The sequence below is a fragment of the Bilifractor sp. LCP21S3_A7 genome (assembly GCF_052118825.1).
GTDB lineage: Bacteria > Bacillota > Clostridia > Lachnospirales > Lachnospiraceae > Bilifractor.
This window is the reverse complement of record NZ_JBQKGL010000010.1, coordinates 44,847-67,133: the sequence shown is the minus strand read 5'-3', so window position 1 is coordinate 67,133 and position 22,287 is coordinate 44,847. Positions and strand designations below refer to the sequence as shown.

At 51.6% G+C, this 22,287-nt stretch carries 22 protein-coding genes; all 22 read left to right on the top strand.

From position 1 onward, the window contains the following. Nucleotides 1-34: 34 nt before the first annotated feature. The gene (locus tag ACTQ1O_RS10270) at nucleotides 35-373 is read left to right on the top strand and encodes a hypothetical protein (RefSeq protein WP_441487161.1); all 339 of its coding nucleotides are present in this window, start codon (nucleotides 35-37) and stop codon (nucleotides 371-373) included. 409 nt (nucleotides 374-782) lie between these two features. Next, entirely contained in the window at nucleotides 783-1,358 is a 576-nt protein-coding gene (locus tag ACTQ1O_RS10265; RefSeq protein ID WP_441099093.1) for a 2-oxoacid:acceptor oxidoreductase family protein, read from the top strand. A gap of 127 nt (nucleotides 1,359-1,485) precedes the next feature. Next, nucleotides 1,486-1,794, top strand: a complete 309-nt coding sequence (locus ACTQ1O_RS10260; RefSeq protein WP_441099092.1) for a 4Fe-4S binding protein — start codon at nucleotides 1,486-1,488, stop codon at nucleotides 1,792-1,794. After that, entirely contained in the window at nucleotides 1,791-2,999 is a 1,209-nt protein-coding gene (locus tag ACTQ1O_RS10255; protein ID WP_441487160.1) for a transketolase C-terminal domain-containing protein, read from the top strand. Before ACTQ1O_RS10260 ends, ACTQ1O_RS10255 begins: the two co-directional genes overlap by 4 nt. Before the next feature lie 50 nt (nucleotides 3,000-3,049). Beyond that, nucleotides 3,050-3,997, top strand: a complete 948-nt coding sequence (locus tag ACTQ1O_RS10250; RefSeq protein ID WP_441487159.1) for a thiamine pyrophosphate-dependent enzyme — start codon at nucleotides 3,050-3,052, stop codon at nucleotides 3,995-3,997. 221 nt (nucleotides 3,998-4,218) lie between these two features. Then, a complete protein-coding gene (locus tag ACTQ1O_RS10245) occupies nucleotides 4,219-5,094 on the top strand; it encodes a LysR family transcriptional regulator (RefSeq protein WP_441099089.1) in 876 nt (291 codons plus the stop codon). Nucleotides 5,095-5,142: 48 nt separating this feature from the next. Then, nucleotides 5,143-6,174 (top strand): aldo/keto reductase, encoded by a 1,032-nt coding sequence (locus ACTQ1O_RS10240; RefSeq protein WP_441487158.1) that lies wholly within the window; start codon nucleotides 5,143-5,145, stop codon nucleotides 6,172-6,174. A gap of 1,063 nt (nucleotides 6,175-7,237) precedes the next feature. Continuing rightward, entirely contained in the window at nucleotides 7,238-8,560 is a 1,323-nt protein-coding gene (rsxC, locus tag ACTQ1O_RS10235; protein WP_441487157.1) for an electron transport complex subunit RsxC, read from the top strand. 15 nt (nucleotides 8,561-8,575) lie between these two features. After that, the gene (locus ACTQ1O_RS10230) at nucleotides 8,576-9,583 is read left to right on the top strand and encodes an RnfABCDGE type electron transport complex subunit D (RefSeq protein WP_441487156.1); all 1,008 of its coding nucleotides are present in this window, start codon (nucleotides 8,576-8,578) and stop codon (nucleotides 9,581-9,583) included. Further along, entirely contained in the window at nucleotides 9,580-10,224 is a 645-nt protein-coding gene (locus ACTQ1O_RS10225; RefSeq protein WP_441487155.1) for an FMN-binding protein, read from the top strand. The genes ACTQ1O_RS10230 and ACTQ1O_RS10225 overlap by 4 nt, the downstream gene beginning before the upstream one ends. Then, complete coding sequence (gene rsxE / locus ACTQ1O_RS10220) at nucleotides 10,221-11,060, top strand: electron transport complex subunit RsxE (protein ID WP_441475474.1); 840 nt, start codon at nucleotides 10,221-10,223, stop codon at nucleotides 11,058-11,060. Before ACTQ1O_RS10225 ends, rsxE begins: the two co-directional genes overlap by 4 nt. Continuing rightward, on the top strand, nucleotides 11,057-11,629 hold the full coding sequence (locus ACTQ1O_RS10215; protein ID WP_441475473.1) for an electron transport complex protein RnfA: 573 nt from the start codon (nucleotides 11,057-11,059) through the stop codon (nucleotides 11,627-11,629). Before rsxE ends, ACTQ1O_RS10215 begins: the two co-directional genes overlap by 4 nt. Nucleotides 11,630-11,650: 21 nt before the next feature. Then, nucleotides 11,651-12,442 (top strand): RnfABCDGE type electron transport complex subunit B, encoded by a 792-nt coding sequence (locus tag ACTQ1O_RS10210; RefSeq protein ID WP_441487154.1) that lies wholly within the window; start codon nucleotides 11,651-11,653, stop codon nucleotides 12,440-12,442. A gap of 223 nt (nucleotides 12,443-12,665) precedes the next feature. Beyond that, a complete protein-coding gene (locus tag ACTQ1O_RS10205; protein ID WP_441487153.1) occupies nucleotides 12,666-13,223 on the top strand; it encodes a NusG domain II-containing protein in 558 nt (185 codons plus the stop codon). 31 nt (nucleotides 13,224-13,254) lie between these two features. Then, nucleotides 13,255-13,767 carry a Gx transporter family protein gene (locus ACTQ1O_RS10200; RefSeq protein WP_441487152.1) on the top strand — a complete coding sequence of 171 codons (513 nt, stop codon included), beginning with the start codon at nucleotides 13,255-13,257 and terminating at the stop codon, nucleotides 13,765-13,767. 242 nt (nucleotides 13,768-14,009) lie between these two features. Further along, on the top strand, nucleotides 14,010-15,131 hold the full coding sequence (locus ACTQ1O_RS10195; protein ID WP_441487151.1) for an FAD:protein FMN transferase: 1,122 nt from the start codon (nucleotides 14,010-14,012) through the stop codon (nucleotides 15,129-15,131). 164 nt (nucleotides 15,132-15,295) lie between these two features. After that, complete coding sequence (locus ACTQ1O_RS10190; RefSeq protein ID WP_441487150.1) at nucleotides 15,296-16,501, top strand: metallophosphoesterase family protein; 1,206 nt, start codon at nucleotides 15,296-15,298, stop codon at nucleotides 16,499-16,501. Further along, complete coding sequence (locus ACTQ1O_RS10185; RefSeq protein ID WP_441487149.1) at nucleotides 16,498-19,311, top strand: AAA family ATPase; 2,814 nt, start codon at nucleotides 16,498-16,500, stop codon at nucleotides 19,309-19,311. The genes ACTQ1O_RS10190 and ACTQ1O_RS10185 overlap by 4 nt, the downstream gene beginning before the upstream one ends. A 70-nt stretch (nucleotides 19,312-19,381) precedes the next feature. Further along, nucleotides 19,382-20,152 carry a type III pantothenate kinase gene (locus ACTQ1O_RS10180; protein ID WP_441487148.1) on the top strand — a complete coding sequence of 257 codons (771 nt, stop codon included), beginning with the start codon at nucleotides 19,382-19,384 and terminating at the stop codon, nucleotides 20,150-20,152. 182 nt (nucleotides 20,153-20,334) lie between these two features. Further along, a complete protein-coding gene (locus ACTQ1O_RS10175) occupies nucleotides 20,335-21,204 on the top strand; it encodes a class B sortase (RefSeq protein ID WP_441487147.1) in 870 nt (289 codons plus the stop codon). A gap of 37 nt (nucleotides 21,205-21,241) precedes the next feature. Next, nucleotides 21,242-21,427 (top strand): DUF951 domain-containing protein, encoded by a 186-nt coding sequence (locus ACTQ1O_RS10170; RefSeq protein ID WP_441475464.1) that lies wholly within the window; start codon nucleotides 21,242-21,244, stop codon nucleotides 21,425-21,427. A gap of 338 nt (nucleotides 21,428-21,765) precedes the next feature. Then, on the top strand, nucleotides 21,766-22,245 hold the full coding sequence (locus ACTQ1O_RS10165) for a single-stranded DNA-binding protein (RefSeq protein WP_441487146.1): 480 nt from the start codon (nucleotides 21,766-21,768) through the stop codon (nucleotides 22,243-22,245). Nucleotides 22,246-22,287 lie beyond the last annotated feature (42 nt).

The following is a 22,287-nucleotide window of genomic DNA, read 5'->3' as shown; positions in this document are numbered from 1 at the left end:
CCGCGGTAAAATGAGTCAAAAGGAGGTCCCGTCTATGGAGAAATTGAGCGACTTGAAGAAATACATCAGTGGGAAGAAAAAGGGATACGGAACCGCGTATTACGGAACGATCAACGGAGAGACCATCTATCTGTCCGCAGGTATCCGTGAAATCTATTTCGTCGGCAGTGAATTTCAGACAATCATCCATTATGTGACACGGTTCCAGAAGGGAGACTTCGGGGAAGCTCCCGACAGAGGAAAGGACGAAAAAGCCGGTCACGAGTACGGCTGTTATCCGGGAAACCTCGAGAGCGACAGCGGCGAGGACACGAGCGTCTGGATTCACAGAGACGCAGAGGCAGTAATTGTCTATTTTACCTTTGAACGTTGAGACGGTTGCAGCTTCATTCCGAGGTGTAAAATTAAATATGGTCTGATGCGGTCCCGGGACCTTTGCGCGAATCATCTCTGCGCTGAGGCCTCCGGGACCGCTCATTTTTTTACGCGAACAGTGAGCCACAGCCGAATGCGAAGTATTCGTGTGCGGCGAGCGTCGCGATTGCGAGATAAAACTCGCGCAGCGTGTTTTATCTCGTTGGAAGAATGATGAAATAGTTTCATCATTCTTGTGAAGATACATAAACAAAAATTGTTTACAATTCCGGTGATTTCTGTATAATAGTAAAAGTTGAGTGTAAATCAACATAAAGATGAACAATATCAAACAGAATAAAAATGATTATGCAAAAAACATTGCCGCATACGGTATGTAGCCGCAGAAATTCAGAGAGGATTTTGCAATGAAGAACACAGTTGAAATCAGATGGCATGGCCGGGGAGGCCAGGGCGCCAAAACCGCAGCGCTGCTTCTGGCAGATGTCTGCTTTAAGACCGGCGCGTATGTGCAGGGCTTTCCGGAATATGGTCCGGAGCGGATGGGCGCGCCGATCACCGCATTTAACCGCATCAGCCGGATGCCGATCCGGGTGCATTCTAATATTTATGATCCGGACTATGTGGTTGTCGTAGACGAGACTCTTCTTCACGCTGTTCATGTGACTGACGGTCTGAAGGAAGACGGCGCCATCATTGTAAATACGCCGAAAACCCCGGATGAGATCCGGCCGCTGCTTCGCGGATATCAGGGCAGAGTGGTCACTGTCGACGCAAGAGAGATTTCAGAAAAAGCACTCGGAAAGAATTTCCCGAATACACCGATGCTTGCAGCAGCAGTTGCGGTCAGCCGGGTCATGGATAAGGATTCTTTTGTCGCCAACATGCGGGAATCCTTTCAGCACAAATTCGCGAAAAAGCCGGAGGTCATCGATGGAAACATGCGGGCATTGGAGGATGCCTTCAGAGCGGTCGGTGATTGAACCGCCGGTCAGTGTGCCGGCGTGCATTATGAGCCGATATGCAGTGTATATCTGATAGGCCAGAAGTTACAGACAGATCAGCAATTTTACGGATTTCGCGCGAAGCGAATGTCCAGAGAGGATTTTTATGCGTACCGATATATCACAAATCAACGAACAGACGCCCTGCGGCGGTCTTACGGAAGGCATGCAGATTTTTGCAGGCGGAACCTCCAGACAGTTCAACACCGGAGAATGGAGGACAAATACCCCTGTTTATATGAAGGAAAAATGCAGACAGTGTCTTCTGTGCTGTCCGGTCTGCCCGGACGGAGCTATCCCCTTTCAGGACGGCAGACGATTGGATTTTGACTATATGCACTGCAAGGGATGCGGCATCTGCGCAAAGGTTTGTCCTTTTGACGCAATTGTCATGAAGGAGGGCATTGAACCATGAGTAATCTGGAAATCATCAGGAGCAGAGAAATCAAGGAGAGGATGTCCGGAAATGAAGCGGTCTCCTATGCGATCCGGCAGGTTGAGCCGGATGTCATGCCGGCATTTCCCATAACACCGTCCACAGAAATACCGCAGATGGTCTCGGCCTACATCGCGAATGGTCAGATGGACACCGATTTTATTCCGGTCGAGAGCGAGCATTCCGCAATGTCTGCCGCTATCGGCTCTGAGGCAGCGGGAGCACGAACCATGACAGCGACATCCTCCGCTGGACTGGCTCTCATGTGGGAGGAGCTGCTGCTGGCAGCATCCAACCGGCTGCCCATCGTTCTGACCCTGGTGAACCGCACGCTTTCCGGTCCGATCAACATCAACTGCGATCATTCCGACGGCATGGGTGCGAGAGACACCGGCTGGATACAGATCTACGCGGAAGACAATCAGGAGGTTTACGACAACTATATTCAGGCATATCCGATTGCGGAAGATCCGAGAGTTCACCTGCCCGTGATGATCTGCCAGGATGGCTTCATCACAAGCCATGCCGTGCAGAACATCTGTCTTCTGGAGGATGAGAGCGTGAAAAAATTCGCCGGCACCTACGAGCCGGAGGAGTTCATGCTGAATCCCGGAAAGCCGGTTTCCGTCGGTCCTTATTCGATCTCAAACTATGAGATGGAGGCAAAGAAAAATCAGGAGACCGCCATGGAAAATGCGCGCCAGGTCATCCTGGAGGTCGCGGAGAAGTTTGAACAGATGTCCGGAAGAAAGTACGGATTTTTTGAGGAATACCGGACGGAAGACGCAGACTACATCATGCTGATCATGGGTTCCGCTGCCGGGACAGCAAAGGAGGCGGTTGACGAGCTCCGCGAAGAGGGATGGAAGGCAGGCGTACTGAAACTCCGTGTCTTCCGCCCTTTCCCTGAAGCGGAAATTGCGGAGGCACTTCGGAACTGCAAAGCGGTTGCAATCATGGACCGCTGCGAAAGCTATAACGGAAACGGCGGGCCTCTCGGCAGTGAGGTGACGGCAGGATTGTACCGAAGCCGGGTATTCATTGAGGCGGTCAATTATATCTACGGCCTCGGAGGAAGAGATTTTACCACAGATCATGTAAAGGAAGTATTTGCCGAGCTCCGGGCTGCTGTGGAGGAAGGCACACCTGTGCAGCAGCACAAATATGTGAATCTGCGCGGATAAACACGATATCAGAACCCGAATATACCCTCATAAACAGGAGATAATCAGAAATGAGTAATGACTATAGCTTAAAAACGATGCTCGCCAGGCCGGAGAGGCTTGCGCCGGGCCACAGAATGTGTGCCGGCTGCGGGGCAACCATCGCCGTCCGCGCCGTTCTCCGCGCACTGAAGCCGGAAGATCATGCAGTGATCGGAAATGCCACCGGTTGTCTTGAGGTTTCCTCCTTTATGTATCCATACACTTCCTGGGAGGACAGCTACATCCACAACGCTTTTGAGAACGCCGGAGCAACGCTGTCCGGCGTTGAGACCGCCTATAAAGTTTTAAAAAGAAAACATCGTCTCGGGGAGAAGGATTGCTTCAAATTTATCACCTTCGGGGGTGACGGCGGCACCTACGACATCGGATTCCAGTCCCTGTCAGGCGCGATGGAGAGAGGACACGACATGCTCTACGTCTGCTATGATAACGGAGCCTACATGAACACCGGTATCCAGCGGTCCTCCGCGACGCCGATGTTTGCGGATACCACCACCACTCCGGCCGGAACAAAATCAGCCGGCAAGGTACAGTACCGCAAAGACCTTACCGCCATCATTGCCGAGCACTATGTCCCCTATGCCGCACAGACTACCCTGACCAGAGACTTCAAGGATCTGCACAGAAAGGCGGAGAAGGGAATCTATACAGAAGGTCCGTCTTTCCTGAATGTAATGACCCCCTGCCCCCGCGGATGGAGATATCCGGCAGAAAATGTCATGGAGATCTGCCGTCTTGCGGTTGAAACCTGTTATTGGCCGCTCTTTGAGGTGGATCACGGCGTCTGGAAGCTTTCTTATGTGCCAAAGCACAAGCTTCCAATCGAGGACTTTCTGAGAACGCAGGGAAGATTCCGCCATCTGTTCAAACCGGAGAATGAACACCTGATCCAGGTTTTTCAGAATGAAGTGGACAAGCGATGGGAGGACCTCCAGTACAGATGTTCGCGATACTGAGCTCCTGCCTTCTGAATACTCCTGAATTCGGAAAATGAGCGGCAAAAACGGACGCGGCAGAGGGGCTTCCATATCTCACATAAATATGTTACCCTATTTATGTTATTGTGCTATCATTTCAATAGATATAGTCAATAGATATGGCCGGCAGGACTTTTCAGAGATCCTCCGCGCAGAGATTCATATCAAGGAACAGAAATCCGTATAAAGAAAGGGAATCGATGACACTACTTACGTATCAGGTATTCAAGACTGTTGCAGAGATGGGAAGTTTCCACAAGGCAGCTGATGTACTCGGCCTCACGCCGTCCGCTATCAGTCATTCGATCTCCGCGATGGAGAAGGAGCTTGGTTTTGCGGTTCTTACCCGCAACAAATCGGGAGTCACCCTGACCAATTACGGAGAACACATTCTTCCCTACGTGAATTCGGTATTGAACAGTGATGAGCGTCTGCAGCAGGTCGTGGCGGAGTATAAGGGCCTGAAGACCGGAACTGTGAAGATCGGCTGTTTCTCAAGTGCCTGCACCAACTGGATCCCGGATATCATCCATTCTTTTGAGGCGCAGTATCCTGCAATCCGGATTGAGGTCTTTGAGGGAACCTACGATGATGTCCGTTACTGGATCAAGAATGGAATCGTTGATTTTGGTTTTCTTTCGGCATCGAGCGCCGGAGATATTCCGATTGAGATTTTTTACAAGGATCCTCTGCTCTGTATTGTCTCCGCCGACTTTGAGAAGAAGTCCGAGGGAGATACCATCGGAATTGAGGAGATGAGCCACCATCATTTCGTGGCGCAGAGAGAGTCCACCGACGCTGATATACAGAATTATCTGCGGCAGAATAATTTTTCCACACAGATTCGCTATCACGTACTGGATGACCTTTCTACGGTCATCATGGTCGCAAAGGGATTTGGAATCTGTATCATGCCTGAACTCGTCATGAACGACATTCCCTATAATGTCAGACGATATCGCATGGATCCGGACGCATACCGGGAGATCGGCCTGGCGTGTCTGAATCCTGCGTTAATGGCTCCGGCTGTACGGACCCTGTATCAGTACATTCTTGATACCTGCCGGAATATCTGAGCGCAGATTTTACGCATCACCCAAAAGGAAAGGGGTAAGAAGACAGGAATGGAAAAGGACGTTTACATTGCAGATCCGGGAAGATACTCCGGTATGACTTACAACCACGTCGGAGCCAGCGGGCTGAAATTCCCCGCGGTTTCTCTCGGCTTCTGGCACAACTTCGGCAGCAACGGCAATTACGACAACATGAAGGCAATGTGCCGGACCGCCTTCGATCTTGGCATCACCCAGTTTGATCTCGCAAATAATTATGGCCCTGTGTACGGAAGCGCCGAGGCAAATGCGGGAAGAATCCTCCGCGAGGATTTCATGCCGTACCGGGATGAAATCGTCATTACAACTAAAGCGGGCTATGATATGTGGGAAGGCCCGTATGGAAACTGGGGAAGCAAAAAATATCTCACCGCCAGCATTGATCAGAGCCTGAAGCGTCTGGGACTGGAATATGTTGACATTTTTTATCATCACAGAATGGATCCCGAAACGCCTCTGGAAGAGACAATGGACGCGCTGAATCAGATCGTCAGAAGTGGCAAGGCGCTCTATGCCGGAATCTCAAATTACGACAGAGAGCACACCGAACGCGCGATTGAGATTGCAGCAGATATTCATCTCCCGCTGATTGTTAATCAGCGGCGTTATTCCATTTTTGACCGTACCATCGAAGAAGACGGCGTGAAGGATTTCTGCTATGAAAACGGAATGGGCATCATCGCCTTCAGCCCTCTCGCGCAGGGGCTGCTCTCGAACCGGTACATCAACGGGATTCCGGATGACAGCCGGATCGCGAAGGACGGAAGATTTCTCCATGCCTCCGACCTCACCGAGAACAGGCTGCGTCAGATCAGGGCACTCGATAAGCTCGCCGGCGAGAGAGGACAGACGCTTGCCGAGATGGCGCTTGCGTGGATCCTCAAGGATGATCATGTCTGCTCAGTTCTGATCGGTGCCTCAAGACCGGAGCAGATTGCGGAAAATGTAAAAATTATCGGTCACACCGATTTCAGTGATGAGGAGCTGATCCGGATAGACCAGATCTGCGGCATCAATTACGATGAAAACCACAGGCCTTTCTAACCTGAAAAAGAATTTCCTTTTACCGGTACAATACGACGAAGTTGTTTATCCTTCCGCAAAAATTGTACCGGTATTTTATTTACGCGAACAGTGAGCCGCAGCCGAATGCGAAGTATTCGTGTACGGCGAGCGTCGCGATAGCGAGATAAAACTCGCGCAGAGTGTTTTATCTCGTGGCCTTGCACAATATTCTGAATATAATTATATTCATAAATTATTATCAAATAACGCTTGACAAAGTGAAGATATATCAGTATTATATAAGTAACAACAAGATATCTTTCCGAACCGGAAGTTTCCTCTTTTCTTCCCTTTGAAGAGTTCCTGACAGAAGATAGTGCAGAAACTCCACAGAAGAGAAACCTTCCCGGAACTGTCAGTGGATGGTTCTCGGAAGAGAATGAATTCGAGAGAGCAGATGCTTATGGTGAACCTGCGCAGCAGGTTGCAGAAATGACGATTCCAGGAACGCGAAATGCTTCTGAAGACAGAAGATGAGTGATTCAAAGGAAGAGAGAATTCAAAAGTCAGCACTGAATACAGAATTCGGAAACAACGGCGGAATCTCAGGAATAAGATCTGGAACCCCAGGGTGAAAGGCTTTTCAAATTCAGGAGACAGGAAGGAATCTTGATGAAATAACAGAATATAGAAAAGGAGGTTATAAAGTGAAGCTTCTAGAAATTCATTAAAAGGGCTGTTTCGTGACGAGAAAGCGGAACAGCCCATTTTTTTGTCCTCTTTCATATTTTTCTTTTCCTCTTCCTTGTCCTCTCTTCCTGAAATACAATCCTTTCGTCTGATGAAGGTTAAGGATATGATGCTCGAGGAAGCACATCATTACGAGAAATAAGAAAGCAAAAGATTTTGACGATATTTCAGACAGGCCGTCCGATGACAGGAGCCTGTCTTTTCTGATACCGGAAAAATTCAATATAACAGGCTTCCGCTATGCATTTTTTTTGAAACATATATCGATTTAGCAGGAAATTGAATGTCACTTTTCGAAACGGTGTATTATAATATCTATGTTATTTGTAAGCAAAGGAAGGAGGATGGGTAGATGGGATTATTTACCTTTAAGGGTGGCGTTCATCCGTATGAAGGCAAGGAATTGTCAGCGGAGAAACCGGTTGAAGCCATAAAACCCGGAAAAGAATTAGTCTATCTGCTGTCACAGCACATTGGTGCTCCGGCAAAACCGATCGTTGCAAAGGGAGACCGGGTTCTTGTCGGGCAGAAAATCGCCGAGGCGGGCGGCTTTGTCTCTGCTCCGATTCATGCATCCGTATCTGGTACGGTAAGCAGAATCGAAAAGAGGAAGAATGCCACCGGCGGTTATGTCGATGCTATCGTCATCGAAAATGATGATCTGTATGAAAGCGTCAGCTTTGAGGAGGCTGACCCGGATGCTTTGTCCAGGGAGGAAATCCTGAACAGAATCCGGGAGGGAGGAGTCGTCGGGATGGGCGGCGCAGGCTTCCCGACAGCCGTTAAGCTCTCTCCGAAGGATCCGTCTGTCGTGGATCATATCCTGGTGAACGGTTCGGAATGTGAGCCTTACCTGACCTCGGATTACAGATGCATGCTCGAGTTCCCGGAGAAAATCGTCGGAGGCCTGGAGATCATTCTGAAGCTGTTCAAGCCGGAATGCAAGGGAGTCATCTGCATTGAGGACAACAAGCCGAAGGCAATAGAGGTCATGCGAAAGGCAGCAGCGGGCAAAAGCCGGATCAGCGTTGCCGTCATGAAGACAAAATATCCGGAGGGAGCGGAGCGATGCCTGATCAACGCGATTACCGGCCGCTATGTCAATTCCAGAATGCTCCCGGCAGACGCCGGATGTGTCGTCGATAACATCGATACCGTTATTGCTGTGTATGAGGCGGTAAAGTACGGAAGGCCTGTCATCGACCGCGTCTTCACCGTCTCTGGCGATGCGCCTGTGAATCCGAGGAATTTCCGCGTTCCTGTCGGCATGAATTACGCGGAAATCATTGAGGCGGAGGGCGGTTTCAAGTCCACGCCCGAAAAGGTAATTTCCGGCGGTCCCATGATGGGATTCGCTCTCTACGACCTGAACATCCCGGTTACGAAGACCTCAGGCGCGATTACCGCTTTCCTGCAGGATGAGGTTTCGCGTTCGACGCCTTCCGCCTGTATCAACTGCGGCCGCTGTGTAAAGGGCTGTCCCGCAAGACTGCTTCCCTGCAGGCTGGCAGACTTTGCGGAGCATAATGACGCAAAATCCTTTGAAGAATACTACGGACTGGAATGTGTGAACTGCGGTTCCTGCAGCTATTCCTGCCCGGCAAAGCGCCCGCTTGCCGCGGAGATCAATATGATGCGCCAGACGGTACTTGCCAATAAAAGGAAGAAAAAATGAGGGAGGTTCAGGAGAATGAATGAAAAATATCAGGTTTCTGTCTCACCTCATGTAAGAGACAGTATTTCTACACGGAAGATCATGCTTTTCGTGATCATTGCACTGCTCCCCGCCAGCATCGTGGGAGTCCTGAATTTCGGGCCGTATGCCCTGCTGATTCTGTGCCTTTCCGTGGCGTCCTCGGTCGCTGCCGAGTACTGCTACGAACGGATCCTGAAGAAACCTGTCACCACCGGAGATCTCTCCGCAGTCGTCACCGGGCTTCTGATCGGTATGAATATGCCGCCGCAGATTCCGTGGTGGATCCCGGTCATCGGATCAGTATTCGCGATTATTGTTGTAAAGCAGGTTTTCGGCGGACTTGGACAGAACTTCATGAATCCTGCGCTCGGAGCCAGATGCTTTCTTCTCATTTCCTTCTCCAGTGAAATGACGAACTATGCAGCCGGTCACGGAATCACCTCGCTGGTGACAAAGGTGGCTTCCACCACAGACACTCTCTCCGGAGCAACCCCGCTTGCGTACCTCAAGACCGGCGCTCATTTTGATCTCGGCGCACTTTTCCTGGGAAATGTTCAGGGTGTCATCGGTGAGACCTCCGCAATTGCCCTTCTCGCCGGAGGAATTTTCCTTCTGGTGATGCAGATCATTGACTGGAAGATCCCCGTCATCTATCTGGGCAGCTTTGCGGTACTGGTTCTGATTACAGCGGCAGCCAGAGGCTACAGCAATCCGCTTGAATTCACTGCGGAAGAGCTCTGTGCCGGAGGCATTATGCTTGGCGCATGGTTTATGGCGACGGATTATGTCACATCCCCGATCACGCCGAAAGGACAGGCAATTTACGCGGTGTTCCTTGGTGTCATGACCTGGCTCTATCGCATGATCGGCAACAGCTCCGAAGGTGTTTCCTACGCGATCATCCTCGCGAACTGCATTGTTCCGCTCATTGAGCGTTATACACGTCCGAGAGCCTTCGGCATCCAGAAAGACAAGAAACAGAAGGAGGCAGGAAAGGCATGAGCAAGAAACAGACATCTGTCGTTCATGACACAATCATCATTACTGTGATCACCGTGGCAGCAGGTCTTCTCCTCGGCGCTGTACACGGAGTGACTGCGGGACCGATTGCTGCCCAGGAGGCATCCGAGAAAGCCGCCTCCCAGAAAGAAGTTTTTGAAAACGCGGACAGCTTCAAGACCGTTTCGGATTTTGACCAGAGCGATTTCCAGTCATATCTCGACAAGGCCGGTCTGGACAAGACCTCGGTCAGCGATATCAGTGAAGCCGATGATCAAAACGGAAACAAGCTTGGATATGTTGTAGATGCGACCAATAACGAGGGCTACGGCGGTGCGATTGAGCTGATGGTAGGCGTTACAGCAGATGAATCTGGAAACCTTACCATCAATGGCATCTCCTTCCTTTCCATCTCGGAGACCGCCGGCATGGGCATGAAAGCGGAAAATGACGAATTCAAGAACCAGTTCAACAATCTGAGCCTTGGCGACAACACGGAGATTGCATATACCAAGACCGGAAAAAGTGCGGACAACCAGATCGATGCGATCAGCGGCTGCACAGTAACGACAAACGCTGTAACCAAGGCCGTCAACGGTGCTCTGGCTGCAGTGGAATATCTGGAGGGAGGCAGTGCATCATGAAATTGAAGAAAAACTCTCCGGCAGAACGGCTCTGGAACGGACTGTTCGTCGAAAATCCGGTATTTGTTCTGGTTCTCGGAACCTGCCCGACCCTTGCGACGACGACTTCCGCAATGAACGCGATCGGCATGGGGCTTTCTACCACCGTGATTCTGGCGCTGTCAAACCTGATTATTTCTGCGCTGCGCAAGATCATTCCCGAGCGGATGCGGATGCCGGCGTATATCGTCGTAATAGCTTCCTTTGTAACCATGGTCGACTTCCTGATGGAGGGATTCACACCTGCGCTTTACGCATCACTGGGCATCTATATCCCTCTGATCGTCGTGAACTGCATTATCATGGGCCGTGCTGAAGCGTATGCCGGCAAGGAACCAATGATCCCGTCCTTCTTCGACGGTCTCGGAATGGGAATCGGTTTCACCGTGGCAATTTTCTGTATTGCCTCGATCCGTGAGATCATCGGTGCCGGCACCTGGTTCGGCATGCAGGTTATGCCTTCCGGATACGTTCCGGTAAATATCTTTGTCCTTGCTCCCGGCGCATTCCTGGTTTACGCTTTCCTTGTTGCCGTGATGAACAAGCTGAAGATCGGTGCAGGACGCCGTCCGAAAAAGGACTGGGATCCCACCGAGAAAATCTGCGGCGACTGTCTGAGCTGCATGAAGCTCGGAATCTGTGACGAAAAACCGGAGTCCTGCTCCGAAACACCCGCACAGACCATTGCACGCAGCAAGGGAACCGTCGCGGATGCAATTGCGGCACCTGCCGGCGAAAAGTCTGCCGCACAGACGGCAGCTCCCTCATCTGAGAAAAAGGAGGCGACTAAGTCATGACATTACTTCTGCTGGCTGTAAATGCCTGCCTGATCAATAACGTCGTTCTCAGCCAGTTCCTCGGCATCTGTTCGTTCCTTGGCGTGTCCAAGAAGCCCGATACCGCGGCCGGCATGGGAATGGCGCTGACCTTCGTACTGACTCTTTCCAGTCTCGTCTGCGGAATTCTGTACCATTTTCTTCTGATTCCCTTCGGGCTGGAATATCTGAAGACCATTGTATTTATACTGATTGTTGCGGCCCTGGTTCAGTTCGTGGAGATGTTCCTGAAAAAATTCGCAAAGGCACTCTATGACGCACTCGGAATCTATCTTCCGCTGATTACCACAAACTGTGCGGTACTGGGAGTTGCGCTGATCAACGTGCAGAAGGATTACAGCATCCTCACTGGTACCGTTTACGGCTTTGCCACAGCGATCGGCTACACGATTGCAATCATTATTCTCGCAAATATCCGTGATAAGATGGTAAACAACGATGTTCCCGAATCCTTCCGTGGATTCCCGATCGTAATGATTACTGCCGCTCTGATGTCGATCGCATTCTTCGGATTCTCGGCACTGAAGTAAAGCGTAAAGGAGGTTATGGTTATGAGCGTAAGTACTATACTGGCGGCAACGCTGATGGTCGGCGGCGTCGGTTTATTCGTCGGCATCTTCCTCAGCTTTGCCAGTAAGGTCTTTGCCGTTCCTGTTGATGAGAAGGAACAGGCAATCGCAGAGGTCCTGCCCGGGGCGAACTGCGGCGGCTGCGGATTTTCGGGTTGCGCCGCTCTGGCGGCTGCAATCGCGTCAGGAAACGCGCCTGTCAATTCCTGCGTGGTGGGACAGAAACCTGTTGCCGATAAAATCGCGGAGATCATGGGAACTTCTGCCGGAAGTGACGAACGGAAAGTTGCCTTTGTCCGCTGTGTCGGGGACTGCGAGAAAACAACAGAGAACTACGTGTACACAGGCCCGAAGTCCTGTAACGTCGTAAAGTTCGCACCGACGGGAGGGCCGAAGTCCTGCCGCTTCGGCTGCACCGGATTCGGCGAGTGCGTCCAGGCGTGTGAATTTGGCGCGCTTTCTATTCAGAAGGGAGTTGCCCATGTGGACGAGGAGCTCTGCAAGGACTGCAAAAAATGTATGGCTGCCTGCCCGAAGGGACTGATCATAGAGGTTCCGTATCATTACGTATCGCATATCGGATGCGTCAATCCGGAGAAGGGAAAGCCGGTCATGAACAACTGCAAGATCGGCTGTATCTCCTGCCAGAAATGTGTGAAGACATGCCCGCAGCAGGCAATCGAGATGGCAGGCGGATTCCCGGTCATCGATTACGGCAAATGCACAAACTGCGGAGAATGCAAAGCAAACTGCCCGCGCAAGTGCATTGTCTGATACGTCCGCTCCGGAATTTCGAACAGAACCATTGTGCTGTACCGTAAATTTCGGGTAGAATCGTTGCGATTGTACCGTAAATTTCGCACAGAACCGTTGCATCTGTAAATATTTGTGATATTCAGATATCTTTCAGAGGCCGCCGCACATACGGCGGCCTCTTTTTACCCGAACAGTGAGACACATCAATCCCTCTGTTCCGGTGCAGACAAGAGGTTTGTTTATGAACAGAAAAAACTTCGGACGAAATGATTTACTCCTGATTCTCTGCATTTTCACTGCCGCGGTTCTGATGCTTGCCGCATATTCCCGGTATATGAGTCATGAAGATTCTCCCATGCTCGAAATCACTGTTGACAACAGAGTATTTGGCACTTACGATCTGAAGCATGACACGGTCATAAAAATTAATGACACAAATGTCTGCGAAATCAAAGACGGTGCCGTGCGAATGATCTCTGCCGACTGTCCGGATCAGATCTGCGTCCATTCCGTGCCGATCACCGCGAATGGAGGCAGCATTGTCTGCCTCCCGAACCGGGTGGTTCTCAAAATTATAAATGCCGATAGTTCCGGCTCTTCGCACGCTTCCCGAAGTACGGGCACCGAAGGCAAGAACATTTCCTCCGGGCAGGACACCGCCGGGATCCATTCCTCATCCGGTCAGGGAACAGATAAAAACAGCTCTGTATCCGGACAGGAGACCGATCACTCCGATTCTTCCACAGAAGATACAGATTCTGAGCCGTCCTCTCCGGAAATTGATACACTGGCAGAATAACCAAGTCGGGACAAGAAAGGCAGAACGCATCATGGATCAGAGAAACAAATCGAAAAGAGCAGCATACCTTGGCCTTATGACCGCACTTGCCATTCTCTGCGGATACATCGAAAGCCTTATTCCCTTCAGCTTCGGAATACCCGGCATCAAGCTCGGGCTCTGCAACGTGGTCATCCTGATCGTGCTTCTGCTGTTCGGCTGGAGGGAAGCCGTGCTCGTATCCGCCGCCAGAGTCGTGGTGATCGGTTTTCTCTTCGGAAATCTGTTCAGTATCGCGTACAGCATGGGCGGCGCCATGCTCAGCATCCTCGTCATGGTTCTGCTCATCCGCACTGGAAAATTTCACGAAACCGGCATCAGCGCAGCCGGCGGAGCCGCGCACAATATCGGCCAGATTCTGGTCGCATATCTTGTCACCCCCGATCTTCCTCTTCTCTGGTATCTCCCGATCCTGATGATTGCCGGCCTCATTACCGGAATCCTGATAGGCATTGCGGTCTGGGCAGTTCTCCTGAGAGTTCCGTCTTTTCCAAAGCAAATCTAAGATTCTGCTGCGTTTATTTTCCGGACTCGTTTAAAGCCGCTGTGTAAAAGGCTCACGGATGCGCAGATTTGCGCTTGATTATAAGAGAGTGTATAATAAAGCCCTGAACTTATGAAAAAGCAGCCCGCTGTTTGCGCGGGCCTTCGATGGAACATTTTTATCAGTTCCACGGATACCGGCAACTCGCTGTTCGCGCGGACTTCCGATTCGGACAGAAGATGAAAGCAACGGAGAAACCGATTATGAGAAAATTTCAGAGCATTCAGTCATATACCGCGCATGCGAAACGACGTCGGCGGCTATATCCCCGGATCGTCCCCTGTGTCCTCTGCGCCGCCCTCATTCTGGGCAGCTTATCCGCCGGATGCGGCATACCCTCCGGAGCTTCAGCGGCCCAGGGAACTTCCGCGGATGCGGAGATGGCTGAGGATGCCGGGACATACTTTGACACGGTAATTGACATCCGGGTATACGGGAAACAGGCTGAAAAGCTTCTGAAGGGCTGCTTTTCTATCTGTGAAGAGATGGAGAATACCCTTTCCGCACAGAAGGAGACCAGTGAGCTGTACAAGCTGAACCACCGCTCTGCCACCACCGTTGAGGTCTCGGACGACCTTGCGGAATGCATCCGCAGAGGGCTCCAGTACGGTGAGATGTCCGACGGCGCGTTTGACATCACGATCTATCCGGTAAAAGAACTGTGGGATTTTGAGGGAGACACCGATGATCCGGAGGTTCCGGACGACGCAGATATCCAGAAGGCTCTTGAGTTTGTGGACTATCGAAAGGTTCACATCGATGGCAATACGGTAACCTTTGATTCTCCGGATACGCAGATCGACCTCGGCGGAATCGCCAAAGGGTACATCTCACTGAAATTAAAGAACTATCTGAAGAATAACGGCTGTACCTCCGCTCTGATCAATCTGGGCGGCAACGTGAGCGTCCTTGGCGAAAAGCCGGATGGCAGCCCGTTTGTCGTCGGAATCCAGAAGCCGTTCGCTGACCGGGGAAGTGTTCTGACCACCATTAATGCCACAAATGACAGTGTGATATCCTCCGGCGTGTATGAGAGATATTTCCGGAAGAACGGCAGGCTCTATCATCACATTCTGGATCCGAAAACCGGGTATCCGGCAGATACCGGCCTGAACCAGGCCACGATCATCGGAACCGATGATGTACTCGGGGACGCTCTTTCCACCATCTGCATCCTGCTCGGCCGGGATCGGGCAGAAGAGCTGATCCGCAAAAACAGCCTGGATGTCACCGTACTGTTTACAGATACCGACAATCAGATGAGCTGGTATCCGGAGCCGCTCTCTGACACGTCTGACTCGGCTTCATCCGTCTCATCACCCTGACAGACCGATGAATGAAAGGATATCCTCCGTCATCAGCGGACAGTCTGACGTTCCTGACGCACCCTTTTCCGGTGTCAGCATTTGACAGAAAAGAAACACACTTATTCGGCATTTCTTTATGCCAGACGGCTGCGTCCATGGATAATCACAGGAGATGAAAAGTATTGAAGATCATACATTGTGCGGATCTGCATCTTGATTCCAGAATGACCTCTATTTTAAGCGCGTCAGAGGCGCGGGAGAGAAGAGCGGATCTGCTGAAGACGTTTATGAACATGGTCCGGAGCGCAAGCGAAAGCTCTGTGAAGGCCATCCTGATCAGTGGAGATCTGTTTGACTCCGAGCGAATTTCCGCGAACGCGAGAAACACGGTATTCGAGACAATCCTCACGCACCCGGGAATCCTTTTTTTCTATCTCACGGGGAACCATGAGCGCGACGGCTTTCTCAACAGGCTTTCGCGCCGGCCGGACAATCTGCTTACGTTCGGACCGGGATGGAAAACCTATACCATCCGTGTGGATCGCGCCGGAAGGCCCCATGCGGAGCCGGCCGGGGAGGATGATCCTGCCGGGGGAAGAATAACGATCAGCGGGCTGGAACTGAATGAGGCAAATGCGCCGGTCGCGGCGGCAGGCCTTCGTCTTTCTCCGAAAGATTTCAATATTGTCATGCTGCACGGTCAGGTGGCAGATTATCCCGTTAAGGGCAGACCGGAAATCATTGGCCTGCATCAATACGCAAACAGAAATATCGATTATCTGGCTCTTGGGCATGTTCACCGGTATCATCAGGATGTCCTTCCTCCCGGCGGCGCATGGTGCTACCCCGGCTGCCTTGAGGGAAGAGGCTTCGATGAGTGCGGGGAACACGGCTATGTTCTTCTTGAAATTGAGGACAGGAGCGATTCACGGCAACAGGAGGTTCCGGAACCGAACAGCCGCAAACCTTCCGGGAGCGGATTTGTCCTGAATGGAAGCTTTGTGCCGGTGCCCCAGCGTCATTTTCATGAGGAACCCGTAGACATTACAGACTGCGCCAGCACGCCGGCGATCATCTCGAAGATAGAGCGGCAGCTTGATTTTCCGGCAGGGGATCTGGTGAAGGCAATATTGACCGGAACTCCCGATGTGAGCGGTGAGAAAAATCTGGTACAAATTCAGAATTATTTTAACGCCAGATTTTTTGTCTTCCGCCTGGAGGACCAGACCAGACCCGCGGTGGACTATAACGCCTATGCGCTCGACGCTTCACTGAAGGGAGAATTCGTGCGGACCGTAGAAGAGGACCCGGACCTCCCGGAGGAGAGAAAGGCAGAAATCATCCGCTGCGGAATCCTTGCGCTTGCGGGGGAGGATACAGATCTATGAAATTAATCAGCTGCCACATTGAAAATTTCGGCCGCCTCAATAATCTTGACCTTGAATTTCACGACGGGCTCAATCCGATTCTCCGGGAAAACGGCTGGGGGAAAAGCACTTTTGCGCATTTTCTGCTGGTCATGTTCTATGGATTTGCAAACGAGCGCAAGAAAAATGACCTGGAGAACGAAAGAAGGCGATTTGCTCCGTGGCAGAACGGTGTGTACGGAGGAAGCATCACGTTCATCTGGCGCGACCGGAAATACCGTCTGGAGCGGACCTTCGGTCCGAGGGACGGAAAAGAAGACGCTCTGGCACAGTTCGATGCAGACACAGGCCTTGTCTGCCGCGACTTCTCTGCCGTTCCCGGCGAGGATATTTTTTCTCTTGACAGGCCATCCTTTGAACGAACGATCTTTATCGGACAGCAGTCCGTTCACACAGATGTAACCGCCGGCATTCATGCGAAAATCGGAGATCTGACCGGAGAGCAGGCCGATATGAGCATGTACGATGAAGTGCAGAAACGCCTTAAGACAGAGACCGACCGGCTGACTCCCTCCAGAAAAACGGGTGAAATTCATCAGCTGAAGACTCATCTGGCGGAGCTTTCCGCCACAATTTCCGGAAAATCCGGAGAAGAAGCCGCTTATCACCAGAATAATCTCCGGATCGCTTCTCTTCAGGAAGAGAAGCGGGATCTCCTCTCTCAGCTGGAGCAGCTGCAGAATGATCAGCGTGCGCTGAGCCGTGATAAGGATCTGGGCGTCAGAAGAGAAATCTATGAAAATTTCCGGCGTGAGGAGGCTGCAGCACTGAAGGATCGCGATGACATGCGGAATCAGTTTCCGGATGAGGTTCCGGATCCTGCGGATGTTGATGAGTGGCTGGAGACTGCCAGTTCGCTGGACCGTGTTACAGCTTCGGATCCAAACGATGATCTTTCCCCGGAGCAGCAGCAGGAATATATCCATCTGCGTTCCACCTTCCGGAATGAGGTTCCCGGGGAATCCGCGATTGCCCGTGCGGAGGAGCTGAACCGCAATCTTCAGATCGCTGTTCATCGCGCGTCCAGAAGCCGTCTCTCCCCGGAAGAGGAGAAAAAACGTCAGGAGGACGCGGACTTTTTCTCAAGTTACCTTCCGGAAAGTGATGAGCTCTCGGAGGCAATCCGGAGCTGGAACCGGAGAAATGCCATTGTGAGCGCGCTGCCGCAGAAAAAAGCAAACGCGCGTCTTCTGAAAAATATGCTGGACCGTGACTCCGGAGAAGAATCGCCGCGACGGCCTGCGCATTCCTTTGCCGGTATCTTTCTGATTTTCTGCGGTATCGCGATGATTGCTGCGGGATTTTTCATCAGCAGCAGTCCTTCCGGAGGCTTCGGAATCCCTGTTGTCGCGCTGATGGGCGCCGGAATTCTCAGTCTGCTCATCGGCTCCGGGCTGGAATTCGTAAACGGCAGAGGCGGGAGATCCAAAAGACGTCCTGCCCGACAGACAGCCACAGATTCCGATGACACTACATCTTCTGCTTCCCCGTCCGTATCTTCCGGTGCGCAACACAATTCTCTTCCGGAATCATCAGAGGAAGAGCTTCGACAGCTTTCCTATGAAATCCGGGCAGATGAAGCAGAAATCGACGAGATCGAACAGACGATCCGGGCTGTTTTCGACCGAATCGGCATCGATGTGCCGCCTGAAGACACCTATCAGACGCTTTATGACCTTCGCGGAAAGGTGAGAGAGTATCAGGAACTTGAGCGCCGGGACGAGAGGTTCCGGTCCGGCGAGGAAAACCGGAACATCAAAGAGATGGAAGATCAGCTGTACCGGTTCCTGACCGCCTTTTATCCCGCTCTCGATGAGGGCACCGACATGAGCCAGTCGCTTCAGGAACTGAAGTATGATGTCAGGCGATACCGTGAATTCCTCGACCGCAGGGAAAAACAGCGGCTCGCGGACGACCGCAGAAGCCGGAAGGAAAATGATCTTCGGGAATATCTGCGGAGCATCGGCTATCTGCCGGAACGCGATATGGCGAAGCAGCTCAGTCGCATTCGGGATCAGCTGAGACGGCTTTCCTCTCTTGAGGAAATCTATCAGAACCGTAAGACAGCGCGCGAACAGTTCGAGGATCGTCACAACATGGGACAGATTCTGGCGGGAACCTCCGGAACAGGCGCAAGCTATACTTCCGGAAGGCAGGGACAGACGCTGGAAGCCATTTCTGCCCGTCAGGAGGAAATCCACGAAAGGATCTCAGATCTGGAATCGAAAATCCAGTCCTGTCAGAGAGATTCCGAACGAATCAACGGCCGGCTCGAGGAAATCGCGGACGCAGAAAATGCACATGACCTCGGCGAACAAAAGCTGAAAAAGCTTGAGCACCGTTATCAGGTTCTCATGGCAACCCGCCGGTACCTTGAAGAGGCCAGAGCCCGTTTCTCCGCGAAATTCATGGAGCCGGTCCGTAAAGAATACATGAAATACTATCAGCTTCTTTCACCGGGCGACGGAAAGGAATACACCCTCGATGCGGACCTGAACATCCGGGTACGGGAGGCAGGTGCCTCGAGGGATGTCGGTTATCTGAGCGAAGGCTATCAGGACCTGATCGGACTCTGCCGAAGAATGGCAATGATCGATATCATGTACAGGAACGAGAAGCCGTTCCTGCTCTTCGATGATCCCTTTGTCAACCTGGACGACCAGAAACTGATCGGCGCCCGGGATTTTCTGACAAGGATTGCCGAAAATTATCAGATCATCTACCTGACCTGTCAGAATGCCCGGAACTATGGGGAAACTATTCGTCCGTGATCTCTTCCGTCCGAGTCCCGGATCCGTATCAGACAGAGACATACTGAAACAACAGATAGAGAGGACACAGATGTTTATTGCAATTGACGCAGGAAATACCAATATTGTCTTCAGCGTAATGGATGAGGAAACGGTCTGCTTCGCCAGCCAGCTCAGAGCCGACCGCTACAAGACGAGTGATGAGTACGCGGTTTTCTTTCGGGAGCTTCTGCACATCCACAGCATTTCTACCGGCGATGTAGAAGGCGGAATCATCTCTACCGTCGTCCCGTCCCTCAAGAAAAAACTATACGACGCAGTTCTCGCAATTACCGGAAGAAAATGCAGGATCGTCGGACCCGGCCTGAAAAATGGCCTGAAAATCCGTATCGACAACCCCGCGCAGCTCGGCAGTGACAGGGTCGCAGAGGGCGTCGCTGCCATAAATCTGTATCCGGCTCCGATTGTTATTTTTGACATGGGAACGGCGAGCACTTTCTCTGTCATCAGCCGCGACGGCAATTACATCGGAGGCATGATCATGCCGGGCACCCTGATCAGTCTGGACGCGCTGACCGAAAGAACAAGCCAGCTGCCGCAGATTGATCTGACGGAGCATCCGGAACATCTGATCGGCACAAATACCGTTGATTGCATGAGAAGCGGCATCATTTTCGGTACCGCAGCGATGTTGGACGGGATCATTGACCGCATTGCAGAAGAACTGGGAGAGAGGCCGTCTGTAATCGCGACCGGAAGCCTCTCCGAGGCTATCATTCCTTACTGCAGGCAGAAGATCATTCTGGACAAATACCTGCTTCTGAAGGGCCTTCGCATCATCTACCTGAAAAACCGCCGCTGAGAGCATTCTCGCATACGATGATCATCTGCGGCAGGCGAAGCCGGCAGCGGCATCACAAGATCATACGCGCGCATTGCCGGACGCCAAGGTCCAGGCTTTTTGCAGGTGATCTCACAAGATCATACGCGCGCATTGCCGGATGCAGCCGGCAGTTCGAATAATAAGGATACGGAGAATCAGAAATGGCACAGATACAGCCTGATAAGAAAAAGAAAAAAATAAGCGACAAGGTGCTGATTTTCGGCATTGTTCTCTGTCTTGCAGTCATGGCATTTTCCCTTTATCAGATCATAAAAACAGCCATGGCGTACCGTGAGGGAGAGGAGGAATACAACCAGCTGCGGCAATACACCACCGCACAGCAGGATTCCGGCGGAGACGGCGGGGAAAGCGTCTCCGGGTCTTCGGCTTCCACAGTTGCGAAAAGTTTGAGCGCAGTCTCTGTCTCCGGCGACCCGGAAGAGGAAACGCTCAAGGCACCGATCTCTGTCGACTGGAATTCTCTGAAATCCATTAACCAGGACATTGTAGGCTGGATCTACATCGGTGCGCTCAAACTGAGCTATCCGGTAACGCATTACACAGATAACGATTTCTATCTGCACCGGACCTTTGAAAAGAATGACAATTTTGCGGGTTCCATCTTTGAAGAGTATCAGAACAGCACAGATTTCAACGATCCGAATACCATCATCTACGGCCACAACATGAAAAACGGGTCCATGTTTGGAACACTTTCCCATCTGGAGGAAAAATATGCAGAGGATCCCTATATCTGGATGCTGACTCCAAACGGAAATTACTGTTACCGTATCTTCAGCATGAAAAATGCTGCAATCTCGGATGAGACATATACACTTTTCATGGGAACGGATGACACCTTCACGGACTGGTGTAATAAAATGAAATCATCATCAGATATCGATACCGGTGAGTTTTCCTTTACAACAGAAAGCAAAATTCTAACCCTTTCCACCTGCACGACAGACAGTGGACATCGTTTTGTTGTTCAGGCGCAGCGCATTGCAGACACAGATCGCAGCAGATCATAACAGATCACAGAAGGCCATGACACAGGAGGTTTTCGTTATGGAATATAAGGTCGGGCAGATTGTCAGACTCAGAAAAAAACATCCCTGCGGTTCCGAAGAGTGGGAGATTCTCAGGGTCGGCGCAGATTTCCGGCTGAAATGCCTGGGCTGCGGGCATCAGATTATGGTTCCCCGAAAGATGGTAGAGAAAAATACACGCGGTCTCAGAGATCCCGATACATAAGCGCCCCTGCTGTCCGGCACAGGCGGTGATGTCGTCGGAATTCCAATTCCGGCGTCATTCTGATCCCTGTGATGAAGCGGAAGTATCTCCGCTGTACAGGTATCGGAAACCGTGAGAGAATCCGGTGTTCCCTTTAATTGGCAGATATGCTAAAATAGGCATGTCGAAATATTATAGGCTTCCGGCCATGCTCCTCATCTGTTGCCGGCGATGACGGGCATATAGGCTGTTCCCCTTCGCGGGAAATGCTGCCGCAGTACAGGGTCATGCCCCGGAGACGGGACATCACGAACAGTACAAACACATTTTTTCAAAATACCAAAATACGAGGTAAAGCGATGAACAAAGTCATTTTAATGGGAAGATTAACAAGAGATCCCGATATCCGTTATTCACAGGGCGAGAACTCGCAGGCGATCGCGAGATATACGCTGGCGGTAGACCGGCGTTTCCGCAGAGAGGGGAGCGAGCAGACTGCCGACTTTATCGGCTGTGTTGCCTTCGGCCGCCAGGCGGAATTCGCGGAGAAGTATCTCCATCAGGGAATCAAGATCGCCATCACCGGACGGATTCAGACCGGAAGCTACACAAGACAGGACGGTACCAAGGTTTATACGACAGACGTCGTCGTGGAAGAGCAGGAATTTGCCGAGAGCAAAGCGGCAAGCCAGCAGAATGCGGCAGCTGCTTCTCAGCAGTACAGCAGATCTGCGGCTCCTGCTGCTCCGCAGGCCGGCTCAGACGCGGGAAGCGAAGCGCCCGGTGACGGATTCATGAATATTCCGGACGGAATTGACGAGGAGCTTCCGTTCAAGTAATCGGACATCGTTACAAACCAGCATTCCGGAAGGGCGGCCTTT